Origin of the sequence: Variovorax gossypii, assembly GCF_003965815.1 — a bacterium.
GTDB classification, from domain to species: domain Bacteria; phylum Pseudomonadota; class Gammaproteobacteria; order Burkholderiales; family Burkholderiaceae_C; genus Variovorax; species Variovorax gossypii.
In genome coordinates this window covers 123,712-144,151 of sequence record NZ_RXOE01000009.1, presented here as the reverse complement: position 1 = coordinate 144,151, position 20,440 = coordinate 123,712, and the positions used below count along the sequence as shown (strand labels likewise).

Below are 20,440 nucleotides of genomic sequence, written 5' to 3'. Positions count from 1 at the left end.
GAGCTCCGGCGCTCAGCGCACCGGCGGATTCAGGATCACCGGCGGCACGGGTGCCGTGGGCATCGTCGGCGCCGGCGGATTGAAGGGCTGCACCGGCACGGGCGGAACCACCGGAATGCTCGGCGGCGTCACGGGCACCGCGGGCGCCGTCGTACCGCGATCGGGGCCGATGGCTGGCGGCACGGCCGGCACGCTGCCGTTGCTCGCCAGCGTGGCGTTGATCGCGTTCATGTCGTCGGTCGTCAGCGTGCCGTTGGCCTGACGCAGCTTCAGGTTGCCCAGAAGCACGTTGTAGCGCGCCTGCGCGAGGTCGCGCTTGGTCTGGTAGAGCTGGCTCTGCGAGTTCAGCACGTCGATGTTGATGCGCACGCCGACCTGGTAGCCGAGCCGGTTGGCGTCGAGCGCGCTCTGGCTCGACGCTTCGGCCGCTTCCAGCGCCTTCACCTGTCCCGCGCCGGAAACGAGGCCGAGATAGGCCGCGCGCGTGGCCTGCGCCACGCTGCGGCGCGTGCCCTCGAGCACGCTGCGCGACTGGTCTTCCAGCGCCAGCGTTTCCTTGATGCGGTTCTCGGTCGCGAAGCCGGCGAACAGCGGCATGTTGAAGGTCACGCCCACCGTGGTCGCGTTGACGCGGGTGCCGACGGTGCTCGTGCTGGTGCCGGTCGGGTTGCGCGTGATGTTGTAGCCAAGGTTGGCGTCGAGGGTGGGCTTGTGGCCGGCCTTGGCCTTGTCCACCTCGAGCCCGGCCACATCGAGGCCCAGACGGGCCTGCTTGATGGCGGGATGCACCTCGTCGGCCTGCGACACCCATGCGTTGATGTCCGCGGGCGTGGCCGTGGGCAGCACCACCGGCACCGTCAGCGGCACCGGCACGCTGCCGGGGCGGCCGACCAGCTGGTCGAGCACCACCTTCTTCACCTGCAAGTCGTTCTCGGCGGCGATTTCCTGCGCGATCACCAGGTCGTAGCGGGCCTGCGCCTCGCGCGAGTCGGTGATGGTGGAGGTGCCGACCTCGAAGTTGCGCTTGGCGGAAGCCAGCTGCTCGGCCACCGCGACCTTCTGGGCGCGCACGAGCGCCAGGCTGTCCTGGCTCGCGAGCACGTCGAAGTAGGCCTGGCTCACGCGCACGATCAGGTCCTGTTCCGCGATGGTGAGCACCGCCTGCGCGATGTCGGCCTGCCGCTTGCCCTGCTCGTAGGTCGCCCAGTTGGCGGGGCGGTACAGCGGCTGGGTGGCGTTGATGCCGACGTTCTGCGTGGTGAAGTCGCGCGGCGTGCTGGTGCCGCGGCCGGTGCCCGTGAGGGTTTCGATGTCGAGGTCGCTGCGCGTCACGCCGGCCGTGAGCCCCACGGCGGGCAGGATGCCAGCCTTGGCCTGCGCGGCGCGCGCGATGCTCGCGTCGTACTGGGCCCGTGCGCCCTGGTAGGTGGCGTCGAAGCCGCGGGCGGATTCGTAGAGTTCGTTCAGTGTCTGGGCCTGGGTCAGGGCCGGCGATGCGAGCAGGGCTGCGAAGGTGGTTGCGAGCGCTGCGGAAAGAGGCGAAAGCCGGGGCCTGGAAGGCATTGAACGTCCTTGGGGGAAAGAATCAGTAGCGCGGGACCGTGGGGTCGTGCGAGGACCAGGCGTCGATGCCGCCCGCCACGTTGGCGAGCTGGTCAAAGCCGTTCTGGTTCAGGAAGGCGGCCACGCGCTGGCTGCGCGCGCCGTGATGGCACAAACAGGCGATGCGTTGGCCGTCATTCAGCTCGGCCAGCCGCCCGGGGATCTCGTTCATCGGAATCGCCACCAGGGTGAAGCCCTGGGGCGCGACGCTCGCCGTCTGCAGCTCCCAGGGTTCGCGCACGTCGAGCAGCACGGGGGCTGCGTCGGCGTTCTGTGCGAACCAGGCGGCAAGGTCGGCGGGGCGGACTTGATCGATCATTCTTTGCTCGACCGTCTGCTCAGAACGAGAAGCGCGAAGGCTCGGGGAAGTTCAGCAGACGCGGGGCCATCGTGTCCCAGGGCTGGATGGTTTCCCACTTGCTTTCGCTGGTGCGGGTGACGAAGTGGGCGCGCATCATGGGCTCTTCGCCCACGATGGCCGAGAGGCGGCCGCCGACCTTGAGCGAACCCAGCAGGTTCTGCGGAATGCGGGCGACGGAGCCGCTGAGCACGATCACGTCGAAGCTCGGGCCGCTGGGCAGGGGCACGGCGCCGTCGGCATTGCGCACCTCGACGTTGGTCACGCCGTTCTGGCGCAGCGTCTCGGCGGCGCGGGCGGCCAGCACGGGGTTGATTTCCAGCGAGAGCACCTGGGCGGCGCGGGCGCCGAGCAGGGCGGCCATGAAACCGGAGCCGGTGCCGATCTCGAGCACGGTCTCGTGCTTCTGGATGTGCAGGTCCTGCAGCGTGCGGGCCTCGACCTTGGGCGACAGCATGATCTCGCCGGGCACGGAGCCGTCGAGCAGCGGCAGTTCCATGTCGAAGAACGAGAGCGTGCGGTGCGCGTCGGGCACGTAGTCCTCGCGGTGGATTTCGGCCAGCAGCTCGAGGATGTCGTTGTCGAGCACGTCCCAGGGGCGGATCTGTTGCTCGATCATGTTGAAGCGCAAGCGCTCGAGGGTAGGGGTGGGGTTCATGGCGTGGCTTTCCTTGTGGGCTCAGGACAAACCTTCAATTTTAGGTGCCGCCGATGACACCCCCGGTTCGGTCGGCCTTCCGGAGCGCACGCTGAGCCCGTTGATCACCACTTCGGCCTGGGTCGCCAGGTATTTTTCGGGGTCCAGCGCCGCGGCGCCGTCGACGCAGACCATGGCCGAATGCTTCCAGAGCATGAGGAAGACCATGGGCGCCACCACCGAGTAGATCGCGTGGTCGACGTCCATCGGCGCGAACTCGCCGCTGTCGATGCCGCGCTGGAAAATGCGCCGCAGCAGATCGTGGCCGGGCCGGACCACCTGCTCGCGGTAGAACTCCGCCAGCGCGGGAAAATTGGCGCCCTCGCTCATCATGAGCTTGGTCAGGCCCGAGGCCTGGGTCTTGCCGACGCGTTCCCACCACACGTTCATGCAGTAGCGCAGCATGTCGGCGGTGGTGCCCTCGAAAGCCTCGAACTCGGCATTCCACTCCGTGAAACGGCCGCCGAGGTTTTCGATGACCACGGCCTTGAACAGCTCTTCCTTGCTCGGAAAGTAGAGAAAGAGGGTGCCCTTGGAAACCCCGGCGCGTGCCGCCACTTCCTCGGAGCGGGTGGCGGCGAAGCCCTTTTCGACGAACAGATCGAGCGCGGCAGCCAGCAGTTCGCCGGGGCGCGCCTCCTTCCGGCGCTCGCGCTTGGCGCGTACCGGACAGATCTTGTCGACGAAGGAACGGGGCGTGGACATGCTCTTAATGACTCGTTGGTTAGTAATGTAGTGACGGGCATCCGCCACGTCAAGCCGCGACAATATCGGGTTCGTCTTTTCAACCTCCTCCGGAGCAGCACCATGTCCACTTCATCGTCGCCCACCGAAACCATCGTTTTGGGCGGGGGCTGCTTCTGGTGCACCGAGGCGGTTTTCGACCGCGTCCAGGGCGTGCTCGATGTCGAATCGGGCTACTGCAACGGCCAGACCGTCAATCCGAGCTACGAGCAGGTCTGCACCGGCCGCACCGGTCATGCCGAGGTGGTGAAGCTCGAATTCGACCCGGCGCAGATCGGCCTGCGCGAAATCCTCGAGATCTTCTTCGTCGTGCACGACCCGACCACGCTCAACCGCCAGGGCAACGACGTTGGCACCCAGTACCGCAGCGGCATCTACTACACGGACGATGCTCAGAAGCAGGTGGCCGAGGACGTCATCCGCGAGATCGAGGCCAGCAAGACCTACCGTTCGCCCGTCGTGACCGAGGTGGCGCCGCTCTCCAACTACTCGGCGGCCGAGGCCTACCACCAGGACTACTTCCTGAACAACCCGAACCAGGGCTACTGCGCGTTCGTCGTGGGCCCGAAGGTCGAGAAGTTCCAGAAGACCTTCGCCTCGCGACTCAAGGCCTGAGCGGCCGGCCGATACTTTTTTCCGTGCACCTCGCCGTCCGCCAGCACCGCACCCGCTCGACCCGCGCGCTCGTGTTCGCGCTGGCGGTCGCGCTGTGGTTCGCGGGCACGCTGGGGCTGATGCACCGCGCGCTGCACGTGCCGGGCCTGCCGGCCGCGGCGGAGCATGCGTCGCAGGTCGTCCACAAGCATGCCGGGCATCAGCTGGCCAGCCTGTTCGGCGATCACACCGATGCCGAGTGCCGGCTGTACGACCAGCTTTCCCACGGCTCCGCCGCGCCCGGCGTGCCGCTGGTGGTGCTGCCGATGCTGCTGCCGTCGGCCACCTTCGCATTCCTGCAGGGCGAGGCCATCGCCCGCTGGGTCGCGCTGTTCGACGCGCGCGGCCCGCCTTCCACTCGCTGAATCCCCCGTTCCCGATTGCTGCACCCGCTTCGCGCGCGGTGGCGGTCGGTCGTCCCTTGATTCACCGAGTGTCCATTCATGACTCCCAATTTCCGTCGCAACGCCATCGGCGTTGCCGTTCTTTCGCTTGCCTCCTTCGCGAGCATGGCCCAGACGCAGGCGCCTGATACCGCCCAGGCCGCCCCGGCCGCCCCGGCCGCCCAGCCCCAACCCGCCGACGCCGCGAGCCTGCGCGAGATCACCGTCACCGGCAACCCGCTCGGCGCCTCCGACCTGATCGCGCCGACCACCACTCTTTCGGGCGACAAGCTGCTGCTGCGCTCCGAATCGACCCTCGGCCAGACGCTGGACAACGTGCCCGGCGTGAGCAGCAGCTACTTCGGCCCCAACGCCAGCCGCCCCATCATCCGCGGCCAGGACGGCGACCGCATCCGCATCCTGCAGAACGGCGGCGCCGCGCCCGATGCCTCGTCGCTGAGCTACGACCACGCCGTGCCCGTCGATGCGCTGGTCACCGAGCGCATCGAGGTGCTGCGCGGCCCGTCGGCGCTGCAGTACGGCGGCAGCGCCGTGGGCGGCGTGGTCAACGTGATCGACAACCGTATTCCCACCGAGCCGATCAACGGCTTCGGCGGTCGCGCCGACCTGGGCTACGCCACCGGCAACAAGGAGAAGAACGGCGGCGTGGTGCTCGAAGGCGGCAACGACCGCGTCGCGGTGCACGTCGACGCCTTCAACCGCGATTCGAAGGACGTCTCGGTGCCGATCACCCTCGAATGCAGCAAGCCCGGCTCGCCGTGGACCGCGCGCAAGATCTGCAATTCGGCCAACGAGGCGAACGGCGGCGCGTTCGGCGGCACGGTGTTCTTCGACCAGGGCTACATCGGCGCCTCGGTCAGCAGCTACCGCAGCAACTACGGCACTGTGGCGGAAGACGACGTCACCATCCGCATGAAGTCCGACCGCTACGCGCTCGAGGGCGAATGGCGCCCGGGCGGCTTCATCAGCAGCATCCACGCGAAGCTCAGCCACACCGACTACCGCCACACCGAGTTCGAGGGCGGCGCGCCTGGCACCACCTTCTCGAACATGAGCAACGACCTGCGCATCGAGGCGCGCCACCAGAAGATCGGCAACTTCGAGGGCCTGGTCGGCTTCAGCAGCGAGACCAACCGCTTCGCCGCCGACGGCGAGGAGGCCTTCGCGCCGCACAGCCGCACGCGCACCAACGCGCTGTTCCTGTTCGAGGAGTACGGCACCTCGTGGGGCCGCCTGAGCTTCGGCGCGCGCACCGAGCAGGTCCGCATCCGCTCGCTGGGCTACCCCGACGATCCGACGGTCACGCGTTTCGCCATCGGCGAGCGGACCTTCAATCCGCACAGCGCGGCCTTCGGTGCGCTGGTCAACCTCGCGCCGCAGTGGCAGCTGACCTCGAACCTCGCCTACACCGAGCGCGCGCCCAAGGACTACGAGCTGCTGGCCAACGGCCCCCACGTGGCAACGGGCGCCTGGGAAGTGGGCGACCCGAACCTGAAGAAGGAGAAGTCGACCGGCTTCGACCTGGGCGCCCAGTGGAAGTCGGGCCCCAACACGGCCCGCGTGAACGCCTACGTCACGCGCTTCAGCAACTACATCGGCCTGACGGCGACGGGGCGCAACCTCGACGAGGAAGGCAACGTGGCCGAGGCCGGTGCCACCGACACGCTGGCCGAGTACGTCTACGGCGGCGTGCGCGCGCGCTTCACCGGCATCGAGGCCAACGGCAACCTGCGCCTGCTGGGCTCCGACGGCTTCGCGCGCATGGGCGACGCGGGCACGCTCGACCTGGAGTGGCGCGGCGACATCGTGCGCGCGAAGAACCTCGACACCGGCGAGCCGCTGCCGCGCATCGCGCCGCTGCGCCTGGGCGCGACCCTGGCCTACAACAACGGCCCGTGGGGCGCGCGCTTCGGCTTCGACTACAACGCGGCGCAGCGCCGCGTGCCCTCGGTGGGCGCGCGCGAGACCGATGCCTACACGCTGTGGAACGCGGCCATCACGTACCGCATGAAGGTGCAGCGCGCCAACCTCACCTGGTACGCGCGCATGGACAACATCACGAACAAGCTGGCCTACAGCGCGACCTCGATCCTGACGACGACGGTGTATCCGAACGCCCCGCTGCCGGGCCGCTCGCTGAAGGTCGGCCTGCGCGTGACGTTCTGATCCTGCCTTGCTCCCCCCCTCTGGGGGAGGGCAGGGGTGGGGGCAAGCGGCCTTTGAGAGCGCCATGGCTTCTGCCTGCGCCGTCTGCCCCCATCCCGACCTTCCCCCAGAGGGGGAAGGAGCAGGGCGGCTGCACCCCTGGGCTATCCTCGCCGGGTGAATTCCTTCGTCATCTCCTCGCTCGTGCCTGTGGTCGTGCTGATCGCCGTGGGCTACCTGGCCGGCAAGCGGCGCTGGATCGGCGGCGGTGCGGTGAAGGACCTTTCGCACCTCATCTTCCTGCTGCTCGCGCCGGCGCTGCTGTTCCGCGCCATGAGCACGGTGCACGTCGAGCAGCTGAGCCTCAAGCCGGTGGCGGCGTACTTCATCGCCTCCGGCCTGCTGTTCGCGGGCACGCTGGCGCTGCGCGGGTTCAACCGCACGGCGGCGGTGATCGCGCTGGCCAACACCTACAGCAACACCGTGATGATCGGCATCGCGCTGATCGGCCTGGCCTACGGCGAGGAAGGCATGGTGGTGCTGCTCACACTGATCTCGCTGCATTCGCTGGTGCTGCTCACCAGCGCCACGGTGGTGCTGGAGCTGGCCGTGGCGCGCGAGCAGGCCGGTGCCTCCGGCAACGAGAAGCGCCCGTCGATGGCACGCACCGTGATGCGCGCGCTGCGCAACGCCATCATCCACCCGGTGCCGCTGCCGATCATCGCGGGCCTGCTGTTCGCGCAGAGCGGGCTGGTGATGCCCGAGGCCATCGACAAGCCGATCCAGCTGCTGGGCCAGGCCTTCGGACCGATCGCGCTGGTGATGGTGGGCATCACGCTCGCGCTCACGCCCATCGGGCGGCACTGGCGCGGCGCGCTGGTGCAGGCGTTGGTGAAGAACCTGCTGCATCCGCTGCTGGTGGCCCTCATCGGCTGGCTGCTGGGCGTGCGCGGCATTCCGCTCACGGTGATGGTGGTGGCGGCGGCGCTGCCTATCGGCGCCAACGTGTTCCTGTTCTCGCAGCGCTACCGCACGGCCGAAGACCTGGTGACGGCCAGCGTCGCGGTCTCGACGGTGCTGGCGCTCGCCACGCTCACGCTGGTGATGATGTGCGTGCAGTGGCTGCCCTGAGTCCTTCGGGCTCCTTCCGCTAGCTTCCCGCGCACTTTCGCCTTAGCGCCTTCATGCGGCGCGCCTATGCCGTTCGGCAGGGTGGCCGTTTGGCGAGATGCCGCGCGGCCTTCGGGCCCCTACATTTGCCGGCTGATGATTCACCCGGCGCGCTCTTCGCCCCTTCTTGCTATGGCGGTGGTCGCTACGGTGATCGCGCTGCACGGCCGTCCCCTGCGGGCCGCGGACGCTGCAGAGGCCAAGCCGTGTCGCACGCCGTGCCTGTCGGCGAACGTGCCGCGGGAGCGGGCCGAGCCGCCCGGCGCCGGCAAGGCCGAAAAGGCCGAAAAGGCAGAGAAGGCCGACAAGGCGGAGGAAGCGCCGTCGAGGCCGAAGCCGGTGGTGGCCAGGACGCGCCCGCAGCCGGTCGCGCCGCCGCCGTCGGCACCCCCGCCGGTGCAGAGGGAGGCTGCGGCGGCGCCGCGCCCCGCGCCGTCGAAGCGCTGCAGCGAAATCAACATGCGCGCCGCCGTCGGCGAGCCGCTGTCGGACCAGGACATGAAGACATTGAGGAGCCAATGCTGATGACGACACCCATCCAACGAGCCCGCCTGGCACTGCGCATGTTCGCGCTGTGCGCCGCCGCCGTGCTCGCCGCGGCCTGCGCGCACCGCCCCGCGACGGGCAACGCCATGCCCTTCGACCAGGCCGTGAACCAGGCGGTGGACGACCTGATGGTGCAGACCCAGAAGCTGCCGGCCTTCCTGGCGAAGGTGGAGTCGACGCTCACGCAGCGCCGCATCGTGATCGACCCGCTGCTCGAAGGCGCGAGCGGCCAGCAGACCGAGGTGACGCGCGTGGCCGAGCAGCGCATCGTCCAGCGCATGCAGGCGCAGTTCAAGCAGTTCACCGTCTCGCCATTCAATGCCACGGAGATCGGCAACGCGCAGTACGTGCTCAACGGCACGCTGGTGCGCGACAAGGACGCTTCCGGCGCTCCCTACCGGCTGAACCTCGCGCTCACCGAGATCAAGAGCGGCGTGGTGATCGCGCAATCGGTGACGCGCATCAGCGACGCCTCGCTCGACACCCGCCCCACCGCCTTCTTCCGCGACAGCCCGGTGAACGGCAAGGACCGCGGCGTCGAGGGCTACATCCGCACGGCCGAAACCCAGCCCGGCCAGGCGGCCGACGCGCTGTACCTGGAGCGCCTGCCGACCGCCACCGTGCTGCAGGAAGCCACCGCCGCCTACGAGGCCGGCCGCATGAGCGAGGCGCTGAGCCGATACGAGGCCGCGTCGAAGCGGCCCGACGGGCAGCAGCTGCGCATCTACAGCGGGCTGTATCTCACGCAATCGCAGCTCGGCCGCACGGCCGATGCGGAGAAGACCTTCGGCACCATCGCGCGGCTGGGGCTCGAAACCAACAACCTGAGCGTGAAGTTCCTGTTCAAGCCGGGTTCGACCGACTTTCTTTCCGATCCGAAGATCAGCGCCGCCTATCCGATGTGGCTGCGCCAGATCGCGCGGCAGGCGGTGCAGATCGATTCGTGCGTGGTCGTCACGGGCCACACCAGCCGCACGGGTTCCGAGGCGGTGAACGAGCGGCTGTCGCTGCAGCGCGCGACCAGCGTGAAGACCAGGCTGGTGGGCGAGGCCCCGCCGCTGTCGAAGAAGCTGCGCGAATCGGGCATGGGCTTCCGCGAGAACATCGTCGGCACGGGCGCCGACGACGCGAGCGACGCGCTGGACCGGCGCGTCGAATTCAAGGTAGTAGGTTGCGAGGCCTGACGACGATCCGCCTCACGGAGCCAGGCGCTCGCGCACCCAGTCCGCGCCTTCGAGCCTGTAGCGCAGCCGGTCGTGCAGCCGGCTCTTGCGGCCCTGCCAGAACTCCCAGCGGTCGGGCACCAGCCGGTAGCCGCCCCAATGCGGCGGGCGCGGCGGCGAGAGCAGGTGCTTGGCGGCGAACACGGCGGCGTTCTTCACCAGCACCTCGCGGCCGCTGATCACTTCGCTTTGCGGGCTGGCCCATGCGCCGATGCGCGAATCGAGCGGGCGGCTTGCGAAGTAGGCGTCGCTTTCCTCGGCGCCGGCTTTCTCCACGCGGCCCTCGATGCGCACCACGCGCTCCAGCTCGACCCAGTGGAACTGCAATGACGCATACGGGTTGCCCGAGAGCTCGCGGCCCTTGCGGCTCTCGTAGTTGGTGTACCAGACGAGGCCGCGCGCGTCGTAGCCCTTGATGAGCACGATGCGGCTGGAAGGCCGCAGGTCGCTGCCCACGGTGCACAGCGTCATCGCGTTGGGCTCGGGCACCTGGGCATCGACGGCCTCGGTGAGCCAGCGTTCGAACTGCTTCAGCGGATCGTCGGCGCTGCGGGTCTCGTCGAGCTCGGCGCGCTCGTAGCTCTTGCGCAGCGCGGCCAGCGCGTCTTTGGAAAGAGGGGAAGTCATGCCGGGATTGTTGCGCACATACTCGGCCCATGACGATGCAGAAGGCGAATTCCCCGGTGGTGATCGTGCTGGCCTCGGGCCGAGGCGAACGCTTCATCGCGGCCGGCGGCACCGGCTCCAAGCTCGAGGCGCTGCTGGCCGGAAGGCCGGTGCTGGAGCGCACGCTCGACGCCGTGCGCGCCAGCGGCCTGCCCTGGCATGTGGAAGACGCCGGGCACCCCGGAATGGGAGATTCGATCGCGGCCGCCGTGCGTGCCACGCCGGGCGCCGCGGGCTGGCTGATCCTGCCGGGCGACCTGCCGCTGGTGCAGCCTGGGACGCTTCAGGTCGTGGCAGCCGCTCTCGGAGGCGAGGTGAATGCAGTCCAGCCGCAATACCAGGGTGAGCGCGGCCACCCCGTGGGCTTCGCCGCGGTGTGCGGTGCGCAGCTTGCGGCGCTGGAAGGGGCGGCCGGCGCGGCGTCGGTGCTGCGAGCGATGCGCGCGATCGGCTCGGTCGCCGACCTCGCGGTGGACGACGTGGGCGTGGTGACCGACATCGACACACCCGAGGCGCTGGCGCAGGCCGAGGCGCTGTGGCTGGCGCGCGAGGGCGCCTAACCTTTCTTCTCTTCTTTCTCTTCTTTCTCTTCTATCAGGGCTTGGCGATCACCGAGCAGGCGATGCGGGGGCCCGAGTTGCCCGCGGGCTGCGTCGTGAAGTCGTCGGGGTCGCGGTGCACCACCAGTGCGCGGCCGATCACGCTGTTGGCGGCGCCCGGGGTGAGCGAGATCGAGTGGTCTTCCACGCTGAAGCGGGCCACGCCCTTGGCGTCGGCCACCAGGCTGGGCAACTCGCCGGCATGGCTGCCCGGCGCGCCGAACTTGCCGTGCGTGCCGCCGGTCGGGTTGAAGTGGCCGCCCGAGGCATTGCCGTTGTCGCCGCAGTCGCCCTTTTCGTGGATGTGGAAGCCGTGCTCGCTGCCCGGCACCAGGCCGCGCACCTCGCCGGCCACGCGCACGCCGTGGTCGAGGGCGGTGAAGGTCACCGTGCCGCGCGTCGGGTTGGGCGTGATCGCGGCGGTCGGCACCAGCTCGACGGCGGTGCTCGGCTTGCCGCCCATGCTGCCGCAGGCGGCCAGGAGGGCCGAGGCGAGGAGGGCGGCGCCGGTGGCGATGAGACGACTTTGGTTCATGTGTTTTCCTTGTTGGATCCGGAAGGTTGGGAAGAAGACTTGTCTGCCGACCCTGGAACATATACCGGAGCCTGCGGCGCATCGCAATCAGCCGCGTTCTCCGATGCGAGCTGCTGCCTCACTTCGGCCAGTGCCACCAGCCGAGCCAGCGCGGCATCGTGGATCGAATGGCGCTGCAGTTCCAGCAGCGTCTGCTGGGCGTAGTCGAGCGAACTGCCGTAGCGGCCCACGGCATTGGCGAAGATGTGGCGGTAGCGCTCGTCGCTGAGTTCGCCCGTGAAGTTGGGGCTGCGCCGCGAGAGCGTGAACGCCAGCGCGCGCACATTGCCCTCGGCCGTGCCGCAGCGCAGCCACTTCGGGTCGTACACGCCGGTCGGCATCTCGCGCAGCCAGAGCCGGTGCAGCGTTTCGAGGCCATCGGCCTTCGGCACGCGGAACACCATGCCGCGGCAGCTGCCGCCGGAGAGCAGTCCGAACACGAGGCCGGGCGTCTGCACGCTGCCGCGGTTCACGCGGCTCCACATCTTCAGCGCCCGGTGCCAGCCGTGCACCCAGGCCGGGCGGCGCTCGGTGAAGCCGAATTCGGGCCGCCAGATCAGCGAGCCGTAGCCGAATAGCCAGAGGTCCTCGTGCCCGCCCCAGTCGGCGATGGCCCGCTCGAGCATCGGCTGCGGATCGCGCAGGGGCCTGGGCATGGGATCGAGCCCCGGCGGACCGGGGTTCGGCGCAGGGTCCGACACGGGCGTGACGGAACCGGCACCTACAATTTCCTGATCATGGTTCACCGCACCATTATTTACCGGCCACTTCCCTATGGAGCAAGACCCCCGATGAGTGACGACGACAGCCAACAGAACTTCATCCTCGGATTCGTCATGGCGCTGATCGCCCTGGTGATCTTCTTCGTGGTCGGCATCGTGCTCTGGCACAAGGGCCACAACGTGGCGGCCGCCAAGCCCGCACCCGCGCCCGCGGCCGTGGTGATCTCGGCGCCGCCGGCCGGCGCGGCGCCCAGGCTGGCCGAAGTCACCGAGACGGTGACCGTGGTCATCCCCGACGGCGCGAGCATCCGCGTGGTCGACGGCGTGGTGAACTTCTATTTCGCGACCGGCAGCGCCGACCTCGCGCCTGGCGCCGCCGAAGCGCTGGCTGCGGTCATCAAGGGCGTCGAGAGCGGCCGCAAGGCGGTGATCTCGGGCTTCCACGACACCACCGGCGATGCCGCCATCAACGAGCAGCTCGCGAAGAAGCGCGCCGAGATGGTGCGCGACGTGCTCGTGGGCCTGGGCGTGCCGGCCGCCAAGGTCGACCTGCAGAAGCCCGCGGTGACGGCCGGTTCGGGCAACAACGCCGAGGCACGCCGCGTCGAGGTCAAGCTGGTCGACTGAGGGCTGCGCCCCTCGTTGCCCTGATACCGACTCCAGCAGAAGAAGCCCGGCCATGCCGGGCTTCTTCACATGTGCTTCGTCACAGGATGCAAATGGGTAAATTCGTATTGCCCTGCGCCCGGATTTCATCGGGCTCGCGCACTTGAGTTGTTACCATGGGCCTCCAGGCCCACAGTCGCCCTGGCGACATGCAGCAAGAGCCATCGACCCCCATGAGCAGCAGCACGAACCCCACCGTCCGCGACGTCACCGATCGCATCCGCGAGCGCAGCCACGGGCTGCGCAGCGCCTACCTCTCCCGTCTTGCCGAGGTCCGCAGCCGTGACCGCGGCTCCGACCGCATGGGCTGCGCCAACGTCGCGCACGCCGTGGCCGGCATTCCGGCCAACGACAAGTTCCGCGTGGTGACCGAGCGCGCGCCCAACATCGGCATCGTCACCGCCTACAACGACATGCTCTCGGCCCACGCGCCGTACCAGGGCTACCCGGACATCATCAAGAACGAAGCCCGCAGCCTCGGCGCCACCGCGCAGGTGGCCGGCGGCGTGCCCGCCATGTGCGACGGCGTGACGCAGGGTACGCCCGGCATGGAGCTCAGCCTCTTCAGCCGCGACCTCATCGCCATGAGCACCGCCGTCGCGCTCACGCACGACATGTTCGATGCGGCGCTGATGCTCGGCGTGTGCGACAAGATCGTGCCGGGCCTGCTGATCGGCGCGCTGCATTTCGGCCACCTTCCCACGGTGTTCGTGCCCGCCGGCCCGATGCCCTCGGGCCTGTCGAACAGCGCGAAGTCGAAGGTGCGCGAACAGGCGGCGCAGGGCCTCGTGGGACGCCAGGGCCTGCTCGACGCCGAGATGGCCGCCTATCACACGCTGGGCACCTGCACCTTCTACGGCACGGCCAACAGCAACCAGATGCTGCTCGAGGCCATGGGCCTGCACGTGCCCGGCACGGCATTCATCCAGCCCGGCGACGCGATGCGCGAGACGCTCACGCGCGAGGCCGTGCGCACGGTGCTGGGCAAGGCTGGAGAGGCTGAATTCAACTGCCCGCCGATCGGCGAGATGGTCGACGAGCGCTGCATCGTCAACGCCATGGTCGCGCTGCTCGCCACGGGCGGCTCCACCAACCACCTGATCCACTGGGTGGCCGTGGCGCGCGCCGCCGGCATCCTGATCGACTGGGACGACTTCTCGAAGCTTTCCGACGTGGTGCCGCTGCTGACCCGCGTGTACCCCAACGGCAGCGCCGACGTGAACGAGTTCCAGGCCTCGGGCGGCCCCGGCCTCGTGATCGGCGAGCTGGTCGACGCCGGCCTCATGCACGCCGACGTGCTGACGGTGCGCTCGGGCGGCATCCGCGAATTCGCGAACATCCCTTCACTGGCTGGCGAGTCGGAAGAGAAGCGCCTGCAATGGACACCGGGCGCGGCACTGCAGAACGACGCCGTCACCCGCACCGTTGCCGATCCGTTCAGCGCCACCGGCGGCCTCAAGCTGCTGAGCGGCAACCTGGGTCGCAGCGTCATCAAGGTTTCGTCGGTGCCCGACGACCGCCATGTCATCGAGGCACCCGCGCGCGTGTTCGACTCGCAGGCCGCGCTGCAGAAGGCCTTCACCGCCGGCGAACTGGAGCGCGACGTGGTCTGCGTGGTGCGCTGGCAGGGCCCGCAGGCCAACGGCATGCCCGAGCTGCACAAGCTCACGCCGCCGCTGTCGGTGCTGCAGGGCAAGGGATTCCGCGTGGCGCTGGTCACCGACGGCCGCATGAGCGGCGCGTCGGGCAAGATTCCGGCCGCGATCCACGTCTCGCCCGAGGCCGCCGCGGGCGGGCCGCTCGCCAAGGTGCGCGACGGCGACCTGATCCGCCTCGACTCGGTAGCGGGTACGCTCGCGGTGTTGTTGCCCGAGGACGAATGGGCCGCGCGCGAGGTCGCGACGCTGTCCGAGGCGCAGCGCATCGCCGACGGACACGGCCTGGGCCGCGAGCTGTTCGCCGGCATGCGCCGCAACGCACTGACCGCCGAAGAGGGTGCCTGTTCCTGGCTGTGACCAGGGCTGCCCGCGAAGCGATGCGCAATGAATTGGAGCCAAGAAATGACTGAAAAACTCACCCCCCTCGAAGTGATGCGCGATGCCCCGGTCATTCCGGTCATCGTGCTGAACGATGTGAAAGACGCCATTCCTCTCGCCCGCGCCCTGGTGGCCGGCGGCATCCGCATGCTCGAGGTCACGCTGCGCACGCCGCAGGCGCTGCAGTGCATCGAGGCCATCGCCAAGGACGTGCCCGAGGCCGTGGCCGGCGCAGGCACCATCCGCAGCGCCGCCGACGCGCAGGCTGCGGCACTGGCCGGCGCCAAGTTCGGCGTGAGCCCCGGCTACACCCGCGCGGTGGGCAAGGCCTGCCACGACATCGGCCTGCCGCTCCTGCCCGGCGTGGCCACCGGCAGCGAAATCATGACGGCGCAGGAAGACGGCTACACCCAGCTGAAGTTCTTCCCCGCGCTGCAGGCCGGCGGCCTGCCCATGCTCAAGGCATGGCAGGGCCCGTTCGGCGACGTCACCTTCTGCCCGACCGGCGGCATCCACGCCGGCAACGCGGCCGAGTTCCTCGCGCTGTCGAACGTGGCCTGCGTGGGCGGCTCCTGGATCGTGCCGACCGACGCGATCCGCGACGGCGACTGGGCCCGCATCGAGCAACTGGCACGCGCCGCGAGCCAGCTGTCGCGCTGAGCGTCAGTGCCATGAGCAGCGCGGATTTCGACGCGAGCGACCTCAAGGTCATCGCGTTCGACGTCTTCGGAACGGTGGTCGACTGGCACAGCGGCATCGCCGCCGAGGTCGAGCGCGTGTTTCCGGGCGTGGACGGTGCGGCCTTCGCGCTGGCCTGGCGCGCCGGCTACCAGCCCGCCATGAAGGCGGTGATGGAGCGCATCGCCGCGGGCGAGGGCGGCTTCACGCTGCTCGACGAGCTGCACCTGAGCATGCTCGACCAGGTGCTGCACGACTTCAGCCTGGCCGATCGCATCGACTCCGCCGCAAGGCGCGACCTGAGCCGTGCCTGGCATCGCCTGTCGGCATGGCCCGATTCGGTGGCGGGGCTCGCGCGGCTCAAGAAGAAGTTCACCATCTGCACGCTGTCGAACGGCAACATCGGCCTGCTCACCGAGATGGCCAAGCGCGCCGGCCTGCCCTGGGATTGCATCCTGTCGGCCGAAGTGTTCAAGGCCTACAAGCCCGACCCGCGCACCTACCTCGGCGTGGCGGGCGTGTTCGACGCGACGCCCGGACAGGTGATGCTGGCTGCCGCGCATCACGACGACCTGGCCGCCGCGCGCACCTGCGGCCTGAAGACGGCCTACATCGAGCGGCCCCACGAGTTCGGCCGCGCGAGGCCGAAGGACGTGTCGCCGCAGCCGGACAACAACCTGCACGCGCGCGACATCGACCAGCTGGCCGATCTGCTGGGCTGCTGATCAGTCGCCTAGCAGCTTTTCCACCGTGCGCAGGTTGCGCGTGGTGGTGCTCGTCTTGTAGCGGACCTTGCCGAGCAGCTTGGCCACCGGCGTCTCGAGGCTCTCGCCGCGAGGGCACTGCCAATACAGCACGCCCTTGCCGCGCTTCAGCTGCTCGGTACCGGCATCGACCGTGCCCGCCTTTTCCATGATCTCGTCGAGCATCGCGGCGTCGGAGCCGAACACTATGTACGGATGGCGTTCCTCGTCGATGCGCTCGAAGGGGTAGCCCGATGCCATCTCCGCCACGGTCTTCTGCGTGAGCAGCACGATCCAGGCGTCGTAGCCGAAGCGCTTGCGCAGGGCCTGCTCGATGCGCGTGCGCAGCGCGGCGGCATCGCTTTCATCGGTGTCGAAGAGCACGTTGCCGCTGGCGAGCACGGTGCGCACCGCGCCGAAGCCCAGCTCGACGAAGAGCGCCTTGAGGTCCGCGCTCTTGATGGTGATGCCGTTGACGTTCACGCCGCGCAGCAGCGCGACATGACGGACCGCGGCCTGCTTCTTCTTCGCGCTGCTCGCCATGGCTCGTCGGGCGTGGTGGTCAGCGCAGGCCGCCGCCGGAGGCGTTCTCGTCGCGCTGAATGAGTTCCACCTTGTAGCCGTCGGGGTCCGTCACGAACGCGATCACGGTGGTGCCGCCCTTGACCGGGCCGGCCTCGCGCGTCACGTTGCCGCCCGCGGCCTTGATCTTCTCGCAGGCCGCGTAGGCGTCGGGCACGCCGAGCGCGATGTGGCCGTAGGCGGTGCCGAGTTCGTAGCTTTCGGTGCCCCAGTTGTAGGTGAGCTCGATCTCGGCCTGGTCGGGGTTGCCGTTGCCGTAGCCGATGAAGGCGAGGCTGTACTTGTACTCGGGGTTCTCGGAAGTGCGCAGCAGGTTCATGCCGAGCACCTTGGTGTAGAAGTCGATGGAGCGCTGGAGGTTGCCAACGCGAAGCATGGTGTGGAGGAGTCGCATCTCGTGGTGCCTTGTAGTTGTCCGAAAGGGAGTCCGCTATTGTGGGCCTCCCGGCGAGGCGATCAAGCCGCCAGCGTCAGCAGGTGGGCCTGGTGGCGCTTCAGGAACTCCATCAGGTGTCGCGGGTACTCGGGCACCACCGCATCGCGCACGCTGGGGCGCGCGGCCAGCGCCTTGCGCCATGCGTCGACCTTGGGCAGGGCCTCGAAGATGCGCGAGTCGCTGATCGCGTCGAACACCTCGAAATAGCGGAACACCGGCGCGAACACGGCATCGACGAGGCTGAAGCCGCTGCCGGAGAAGTAGGGGCCCTGGCCCAGCGCCGCTTCCACGCGCTGGAACTTGGCGAGCAGCGCCTGCCGCTTCTGCTCGAACACGGCCGCGTCCTGCGTGGTCTCGTAGCCCCAGAGGTCGCCGAGGATGGCCGAGCCGAATTCCATCCATGCGCGGTGCTCGGCGCGGGTGAGCGGGTCTTCGGGGTGCAGGCGGGCGCCGGGCTGGGTTTCTTCCAGGTACTCGCAGATCACGTTGCTCTCGAACAGCACGGCTTCGCTGCCGTCGGGCCGCCGCACTTTCAGCAGCGGCACCTTGCCGAGCGGAGAGATGTCGAGGAACCACTGGGGCTTGTCGGCGAGGTCGATCACGACGCGCTCGAAGGGCACGTTCTTTTCATGCAGCGCGATCGCGGCGCGCTGCACGTAGGGGCACAGCAGGTGGCTGACTAGGGTGAGGGCTTGTTGCGTCATGGGGCTTTCCTTTGTTGGGCGGTGCAGGTCCGGAACGCCGCGATTCTTGCGAGCCCGAACAACCTTTTCCCGGAAAGCCCATTCGTGAAACGGGCGGCTTGTGCTAAGCCAGCTAGGCCACGGTATCGAGCCAGTGCGTGATGCGTCCGCCGTGCATCACGCCGATGCGGTCGGCCATCGCGTGGGCTTCTGCCTCGTTGTGCGTGACCAGGATGGCGGTCTGACCGGCCTGCTTGAGGATGTCGCGCACTTCCGCCGTCAGCCGCTCGCGCGTGCCGCCGTCGAGATTGGAGAAGGGCTCGTCGAGCAGCAGCAGGGCCGGCGAGGGCGCGAGCGCGCGGGCCAGCGCGATGCGCTGCTGCTGGCCGCCGGAAAGCTCGTGCGGATAGCGCTCGCCCGCATCGGCCAGTCCGACCAGCGCGAGCATTTCCGCAACCCGCGCCTGCTGCGCGGCGCGATCCAGCCGGCGCAGCCCGAAGGCCACGTTCTTCGCGGCCGACAGGTGCGGGAACAGCGCGTACTCCTGGAACATCATGCCCACGCGGCGCTGCTCGGGTGGCAGGTGCTTTTGGCCGGACGACAGCAGCACCTCGCCGAGCCGGATCGTGCCGGCGCGCACCGGCTCGAAGCCCGCGATGGCGCGCAGTACCGTCGTCTTGCCGCAGCCGGAGGGCCCGAACAGGCAGGCGATGTCGCCTGCTTCCAGCGACAGCGAGAAGCCGTCGACAACCGTGTGCGGGCCGCGCGGCGTGTCGTAGGCGAGCCTGATCGCGTCGAGATGCAGTGGGGAGCTCATGTCATGTCTTCTCGGCGGCCAGTGTGGCCGAAGGCGTGCCCAGCTGGTTGCGCGCGAGCAGCACCACGGGCAGCAGGCCGGCCAGCACGATGGCGAGCGCGGCGATCGCGCCTTCCTCGTACGTGCCGCGCGCGGCCTCGGCATAGAGCCAGGTGGCCAGGGTATCGAAGTTGGCGGGTCGCAGCAGCAGCGTGGCCGGCAGTTCCTTCATCGCGTCGACGAACACCAGCAGCGCCGCGGAGGCCATGGCGGGGCGAAGCAGCGGCAGGTGCACGCGGCGCAGCGTGCCGGCGGTGGTTTCGCCGAGCAGGCGCGATGCCTGTTCGATGGCGGGAGGAATGCGCGAGAGGCCGGCCTCGATGCCGCCGACCGGCATTGCCAGAAAGCGGATCGCACAGGCCACGACCAGCACCACGCCGCAGCTCATGAGCGGCAGGCCCTGCCAGCCGAAGGCCGTGGCCAGCGCCGCGTCGAAAGCCAGCGCCGGCGTGAGCAGCCCGATGGCCAGCACCGTGCCGGGCACCGCGTAGCCCAGCGTCGCGGCGCGCGCCTGCCAGCGGGCGCGGCCGGGGCCCGAGCCCTGGCTGCGCGCGGCCCACGCCACGACCAGCCCCGCCGCCACCGCGACGACGGTGACGCCCGAAGCCAGTGTCAGCGTGTTGCCCAGGCTCGCGACCAGTCCCTGCGAAATGCCACCGCCCTGGCGCAGCCGCTTGGCGCTTTCCCAGACGAGGTAGGCAGCGGGAGCCACGAAGCCGATCAGCACCGGCAACGCTGCGGCAGCCGTCGCGGCCCAGGCCGCGCCGCCACGCAGCCGGCGCGGCTGCACCGCGCGCATGCGCTGGGCCGAGCCGAAGCGCTGGTGCCGCCGGCCGTTGCGCTCCAGCCAGACCAATGCCACCACCACGAACAGCATCGCGCAGGCGATCTGCGCTGCGCCGGCGAGGTCGGAGCGAGTGATCCAGGTGGTGTAGACCGCCACAGTCAGCGTGTTCACGCCGAGGAATTCGGAAGCGCCGATGTCGTTGAGTGTCTCGAGCAGCGCGAGGCTCAGCCCCACGGCCAGCGCCGGCCGTGCCAGCGGCAGCGCCACGCGGAAGAAGGCGCCGCGCCTGCTCTCGCCGAGCATGCGTGCCGCTTCCATGAGGTGCGCCGGCTGCGTCATGAACATCGCGCGCGCCGTCATGTAGACGTACGGATAGAGCACGAATCCCAGCACGAAGATCGCGCCGGGCATGGAGCGCAGGTCGGGCAGGCGGAACTGGCGCGGGCTGTCGAAGCCCAGCATCCAGCGGATCGCGCCCTGCACGGGGCCGATGGGGTGCAGCAGGTCGAGGTAGGCGAAGGCGACGATGTAGGTCGGCATCGCCAGCGGCAGCAGCAGCGCCCAGTGGAGCACGCCGCGGCCTGGGAAGTCGTGGGCCGTCACCAGCCAGGCGCAGCCGGTGCCGATCAGCAGCACCAGCGTGCCCACGCCCGCGAGCAGCACGGCTGTGTTGAGCGTCGCCTGCGGCAGCACGTGGGCGAACAGCGGGCCCCAGTGGCCGATGCCCGAGCCGAACGCGAGCCACGCCAGCGTGAGCACCGGCGCGAGCACGCCGATGGCGATAAGGAAAGACGCGCAGCGCCAAGCCGGGCCTGCGGCTTGCAGGCCCGGCGGCTGGCGCCGCAGGAAGATCATTCAGTCAGTCGCCG

The 20,440-nt window shown here is 69.2% G+C and carries 23 protein-coding genes; 11 read left to right on the top strand and 12 right to left on the bottom strand.

All coding sequences use genetic code 11. The features are described from left to right. Window positions 1-12: 12 nt before the first annotated feature. The 4 genes from EJP69_RS25905 to EJP69_RS25890 are packed head-to-tail and all read right to left on the bottom strand — an operon-like array spanning window position 13 to window position 3,362. A complete protein-coding gene (locus EJP69_RS25905) occupies window positions 13-1,563 on the bottom strand; it encodes a TolC family outer membrane protein (RefSeq protein ID WP_093300962.1) in 1,551 nt (516 codons plus the stop codon). A gap of 22 nt (window positions 1,564-1,585) precedes the next feature. Next, a complete protein-coding gene (locus tag EJP69_RS25900) occupies window positions 1,586-1,921 on the bottom strand; it encodes a rhodanese-like domain-containing protein (protein ID WP_093300961.1) in 336 nt (111 codons plus the stop codon). A gap of 19 nt (window positions 1,922-1,940) precedes the next feature. Further along, complete coding sequence (locus EJP69_RS25895) at window positions 1,941-2,618, bottom strand: protein-L-isoaspartate O-methyltransferase family protein (RefSeq protein ID WP_093199388.1); 678 nt, start codon at window positions 2,616-2,618, stop codon at window positions 1,941-1,943. A gap of 21 nt (window positions 2,619-2,639) precedes the next feature. Further along, entirely contained in the window at window positions 2,640-3,362 is a 723-nt protein-coding gene (locus EJP69_RS25890; protein WP_093300959.1) for a TetR/AcrR family transcriptional regulator, read from the bottom strand. A 102-nt stretch (window positions 3,363-3,464) separates the two neighbouring features. Between EJP69_RS25890 and msrA the strand changes: the two genes are divergently transcribed. From msrA to EJP69_RS25860, 6 genes are all read left to right on the top strand, one after another. After that, a complete protein-coding gene (msrA, locus tag EJP69_RS25885; protein WP_093300958.1) occupies window positions 3,465-4,016 on the top strand; it encodes a peptide-methionine (S)-S-oxide reductase MsrA in 552 nt (183 codons plus the stop codon). Window positions 4,017-4,039: 23 nt separating this feature from the next. Continuing rightward, on the top strand, window positions 4,040-4,420 hold the full coding sequence (locus EJP69_RS25880; RefSeq protein WP_093199395.1) for a hypothetical protein: 381 nt from the start codon (window positions 4,040-4,042) through the stop codon (window positions 4,418-4,420). 78 nt (window positions 4,421-4,498) lie between these two features. After that, window positions 4,499-6,625, top strand: coding sequence for a TonB-dependent receptor (locus tag EJP69_RS25875; RefSeq protein WP_126473119.1), 2,127 nt, complete (start codon window positions 4,499-4,501; stop codon window positions 6,623-6,625). Window positions 6,626-6,781: 156 nt separating this feature from the next. Beyond that, the gene (locus tag EJP69_RS25870) at window positions 6,782-7,735 is read left to right on the top strand and encodes an AEC family transporter (protein ID WP_093300955.1); all 954 of its coding nucleotides are present in this window, start codon (window positions 6,782-6,784) and stop codon (window positions 7,733-7,735) included. Window positions 7,736-7,906: 171 nt separating this feature from the next. Then, on the top strand, window positions 7,907-8,299 hold the full coding sequence (locus EJP69_RS29580) for a hypothetical protein (RefSeq protein ID WP_170217231.1): 393 nt from the start codon (window positions 7,907-7,909) through the stop codon (window positions 8,297-8,299). After that, entirely contained in the window at window positions 8,293-9,504 is a 1,212-nt protein-coding gene (locus EJP69_RS25860; RefSeq protein ID WP_126473117.1) for an OmpA family protein, read from the top strand. The genes EJP69_RS29580 and EJP69_RS25860 overlap by 7 nt, the downstream gene beginning before the upstream one ends. A gap of 12 nt (window positions 9,505-9,516) precedes the next feature. Here EJP69_RS25860 and pdxH read toward each other — a convergent pair whose 3' ends face one another. Next, window positions 9,517-10,170 carry a pyridoxamine 5'-phosphate oxidase gene (gene pdxH / locus EJP69_RS25855; protein WP_093199404.1) on the bottom strand — a complete coding sequence of 218 codons (654 nt, stop codon included), beginning with the start codon at window positions 10,168-10,170 and terminating at the stop codon, window positions 9,517-9,519. 29 nt (window positions 10,171-10,199) lie between these two features. Between pdxH and EJP69_RS25850 the strand changes: the two genes are divergently transcribed. Next, window positions 10,200-10,769, top strand: coding sequence for a nucleotidyltransferase family protein (locus EJP69_RS25850; RefSeq protein WP_126473115.1), 570 nt, complete (start codon window positions 10,200-10,202; stop codon window positions 10,767-10,769). A 34-nt stretch (window positions 10,770-10,803) separates the two neighbouring features. Here the strand turns inward: EJP69_RS25850 and EJP69_RS25845 are convergent, their stop codons facing one another. Together EJP69_RS25845 and EJP69_RS25840 are read right to left on the bottom strand one after the other, a co-directional pair. Beyond that, window positions 10,804-11,343 carry a superoxide dismutase family protein gene (locus tag EJP69_RS25845; RefSeq protein ID WP_093300950.1) on the bottom strand — a complete coding sequence of 180 codons (540 nt, stop codon included), beginning with the start codon at window positions 11,341-11,343 and terminating at the stop codon, window positions 10,804-10,806. Next, entirely contained in the window at window positions 11,340-12,038 is a 699-nt protein-coding gene (locus EJP69_RS25840; RefSeq protein ID WP_093301203.1) for a gamma-glutamylcyclotransferase, read from the bottom strand. The genes EJP69_RS25845 and EJP69_RS25840 overlap by 4 nt, the downstream gene beginning before the upstream one ends. A 135-nt stretch (window positions 12,039-12,173) precedes the next feature. On the opposite strand from EJP69_RS25840, the gene EJP69_RS25835 reads away from it, so the two are divergent. The 4 genes from EJP69_RS25835 (at window position 12,174) to EJP69_RS25820 (ending at window position 16,209) form a co-directional block, all read left to right on the top strand. After that, window positions 12,174-12,731 (top strand): OmpA family protein, encoded by a 558-nt coding sequence (locus EJP69_RS25835; protein ID WP_126473113.1) that lies wholly within the window; start codon window positions 12,174-12,176, stop codon window positions 12,729-12,731. A 212-nt stretch (window positions 12,732-12,943) separates the two neighbouring features. Continuing rightward, window positions 12,944-14,785 carry a phosphogluconate dehydratase gene (gene edd, locus EJP69_RS25830; protein ID WP_126473111.1) on the top strand — a complete coding sequence of 614 codons (1,842 nt, stop codon included), beginning with the start codon at window positions 12,944-12,946 and terminating at the stop codon, window positions 14,783-14,785. A gap of 45 nt (window positions 14,786-14,830) precedes the next feature. Next, complete coding sequence (eda, locus tag EJP69_RS25825) at window positions 14,831-15,466, top strand: bifunctional 4-hydroxy-2-oxoglutarate aldolase/2-dehydro-3-deoxy-phosphogluconate aldolase (protein WP_093199417.1); 636 nt, start codon at window positions 14,831-14,833, stop codon at window positions 15,464-15,466. An 11-nt stretch (window positions 15,467-15,477) separates the two neighbouring features. After that, window positions 15,478-16,209, top strand: a complete 732-nt coding sequence (locus EJP69_RS25820; RefSeq protein ID WP_126473109.1) for a haloacid dehalogenase type II — start codon at window positions 15,478-15,480, stop codon at window positions 16,207-16,209. Here EJP69_RS25820 and EJP69_RS25815 read toward each other — a convergent pair whose 3' ends face one another. The 5 genes from EJP69_RS25815 to EJP69_RS25795 all read right to left on the bottom strand — a co-directional run bounded on the left by EJP69_RS25815 (window position 16,210) and on the right by EJP69_RS25795 (window position 20,426). Next, complete coding sequence (locus tag EJP69_RS25815; RefSeq protein ID WP_093199422.1) at window positions 16,210-16,770, bottom strand: DUF1697 domain-containing protein; 561 nt, start codon at window positions 16,768-16,770, stop codon at window positions 16,210-16,212. A 19-nt stretch (window positions 16,771-16,789) separates the two neighbouring features. Continuing rightward, window positions 16,790-17,203: a lactoylglutathione lyase gene (gene gloA, locus EJP69_RS25810; RefSeq protein ID WP_093199425.1), complete on the bottom strand. Its 414-nt coding sequence runs from the start codon at window positions 17,201-17,203 to the stop codon at window positions 16,790-16,792. Between the two features lie 62 nt (window positions 17,204-17,265). Continuing rightward, the gene (locus EJP69_RS25805) at window positions 17,266-17,949 is read right to left on the bottom strand and encodes a glutathione S-transferase family protein (protein ID WP_126473107.1); all 684 of its coding nucleotides are present in this window, start codon (window positions 17,947-17,949) and stop codon (window positions 17,266-17,268) included. A 112-nt stretch (window positions 17,950-18,061) separates the two neighbouring features. Continuing rightward, window positions 18,062-18,745: an ABC transporter ATP-binding protein gene (locus EJP69_RS25800; protein WP_093300941.1), complete on the bottom strand. Its 684-nt coding sequence runs from the start codon at window positions 18,743-18,745 to the stop codon at window positions 18,062-18,064. Between the two features lies 1 nt (window position 18,746). Then, window positions 18,747-20,426 carry an ABC transporter permease gene (locus tag EJP69_RS25795; RefSeq protein WP_126473105.1) on the bottom strand — a complete coding sequence of 560 codons (1,680 nt, stop codon included), beginning with the start codon at window positions 20,424-20,426 and terminating at the stop codon, window positions 18,747-18,749. Window positions 20,427-20,440 lie beyond the last annotated feature (14 nt).

Bases quoted from the DNA above. Each gene is read 5' to 3' on its own strand.
- pdxH (WP_093199404.1), bottom strand. From the start codon at position 10,170: ATGACTTCCCCTCTTTCCAAAGACGCGCTGGCCGCGCTGCGCAAGAGC.
- EJP69_RS25840 (WP_093301203.1), bottom strand. From the start codon at position 12,038: ATGCCCAGGCCCCTGCGCGATCCGCAGCCGATGCTCGAGCGGGCCATC.
- EJP69_RS25905 (WP_093300962.1), bottom strand. From the start codon at position 1,563: ATGCCTTCCAGGCCCCGGCTTTCGCCTCTTTCCGCAGCGCTCGCAACC.
- EJP69_RS25860 (WP_126473117.1), top strand. From the start codon at position 8,293: ATGCTGATGACGACACCCATCCAACGAGCCCGCCTGGCACTGCGCATG.
- EJP69_RS25820 (WP_126473109.1), top strand. From the start codon at position 15,478: ATGAGCAGCGCGGATTTCGACGCGAGCGACCTCAAGGTCATCGCGTTC.
- msrA (WP_093300958.1), top strand. From the start codon at position 3,465: ATGTCCACTTCATCGTCGCCCACCGAAACCATCGTTTTGGGCGGGGGC.
- gloA (WP_093199425.1), bottom strand. From the start codon at position 17,203: ATGCGACTCCTCCACACCATGCTTCGCGTTGGCAACCTCCAGCGCTCC.
- EJP69_RS25900 (WP_093300961.1), bottom strand. From the start codon at position 1,921: ATGATCGATCAAGTCCGCCCCGCCGACCTTGCCGCCTGGTTCGCACAG.
- EJP69_RS25895 (WP_093199388.1), bottom strand. From the start codon at position 2,618: ATGAACCCCACCCCTACCCTCGAGCGCTTGCGCTTCAACATGATCGAG.
- EJP69_RS25845 (WP_093300950.1), bottom strand. From the start codon at position 11,343: ATGAACCAAAGTCGTCTCATCGCCACCGGCGCCGCCCTCCTCGCCTCG.
- EJP69_RS25800 (WP_093300941.1), bottom strand. From the start codon at position 18,745: ATGAGCTCCCCACTGCATCTCGACGCGATCAGGCTCGCCTACGACACG.
- edd (WP_126473111.1), top strand. From the start codon at position 12,944: ATGAGCAGCAGCACGAACCCCACCGTCCGCGACGTCACCGATCGCATC.
- EJP69_RS25835 (WP_126473113.1), top strand. From the start codon at position 12,174: ATGAGTGACGACGACAGCCAACAGAACTTCATCCTCGGATTCGTCATG.
- EJP69_RS25795 (WP_126473105.1), bottom strand. From the start codon at position 20,426: ATGATCTTCCTGCGGCGCCAGCCGCCGGGCCTGCAAGCCGCAGGCCCG.
- eda (WP_093199417.1), top strand. From the start codon at position 14,831: ATGACTGAAAAACTCACCCCCCTCGAAGTGATGCGCGATGCCCCGGTC.
- EJP69_RS25890 (WP_093300959.1), bottom strand. From the start codon at position 3,362: ATGTCCACGCCCCGTTCCTTCGTCGACAAGATCTGTCCGGTACGCGCC.
- EJP69_RS25805 (WP_126473107.1), bottom strand. From the start codon at position 17,949: ATGACGCAACAAGCCCTCACCCTAGTCAGCCACCTGCTGTGCCCCTAC.
- EJP69_RS25815 (WP_093199422.1), bottom strand. From the start codon at position 16,770: ATGGCGAGCAGCGCGAAGAAGAAGCAGGCCGCGGTCCGTCATGTCGCG.
- EJP69_RS25875 (WP_126473119.1), top strand. From the start codon at position 4,499: ATGACTCCCAATTTCCGTCGCAACGCCATCGGCGTTGCCGTTCTTTCG.
- EJP69_RS29580 (WP_170217231.1), top strand. From the start codon at position 7,907: ATGGCGGTGGTCGCTACGGTGATCGCGCTGCACGGCCGTCCCCTGCGG.
- EJP69_RS25850 (WP_126473115.1), top strand. From the start codon at position 10,200: ATGACGATGCAGAAGGCGAATTCCCCGGTGGTGATCGTGCTGGCCTCG.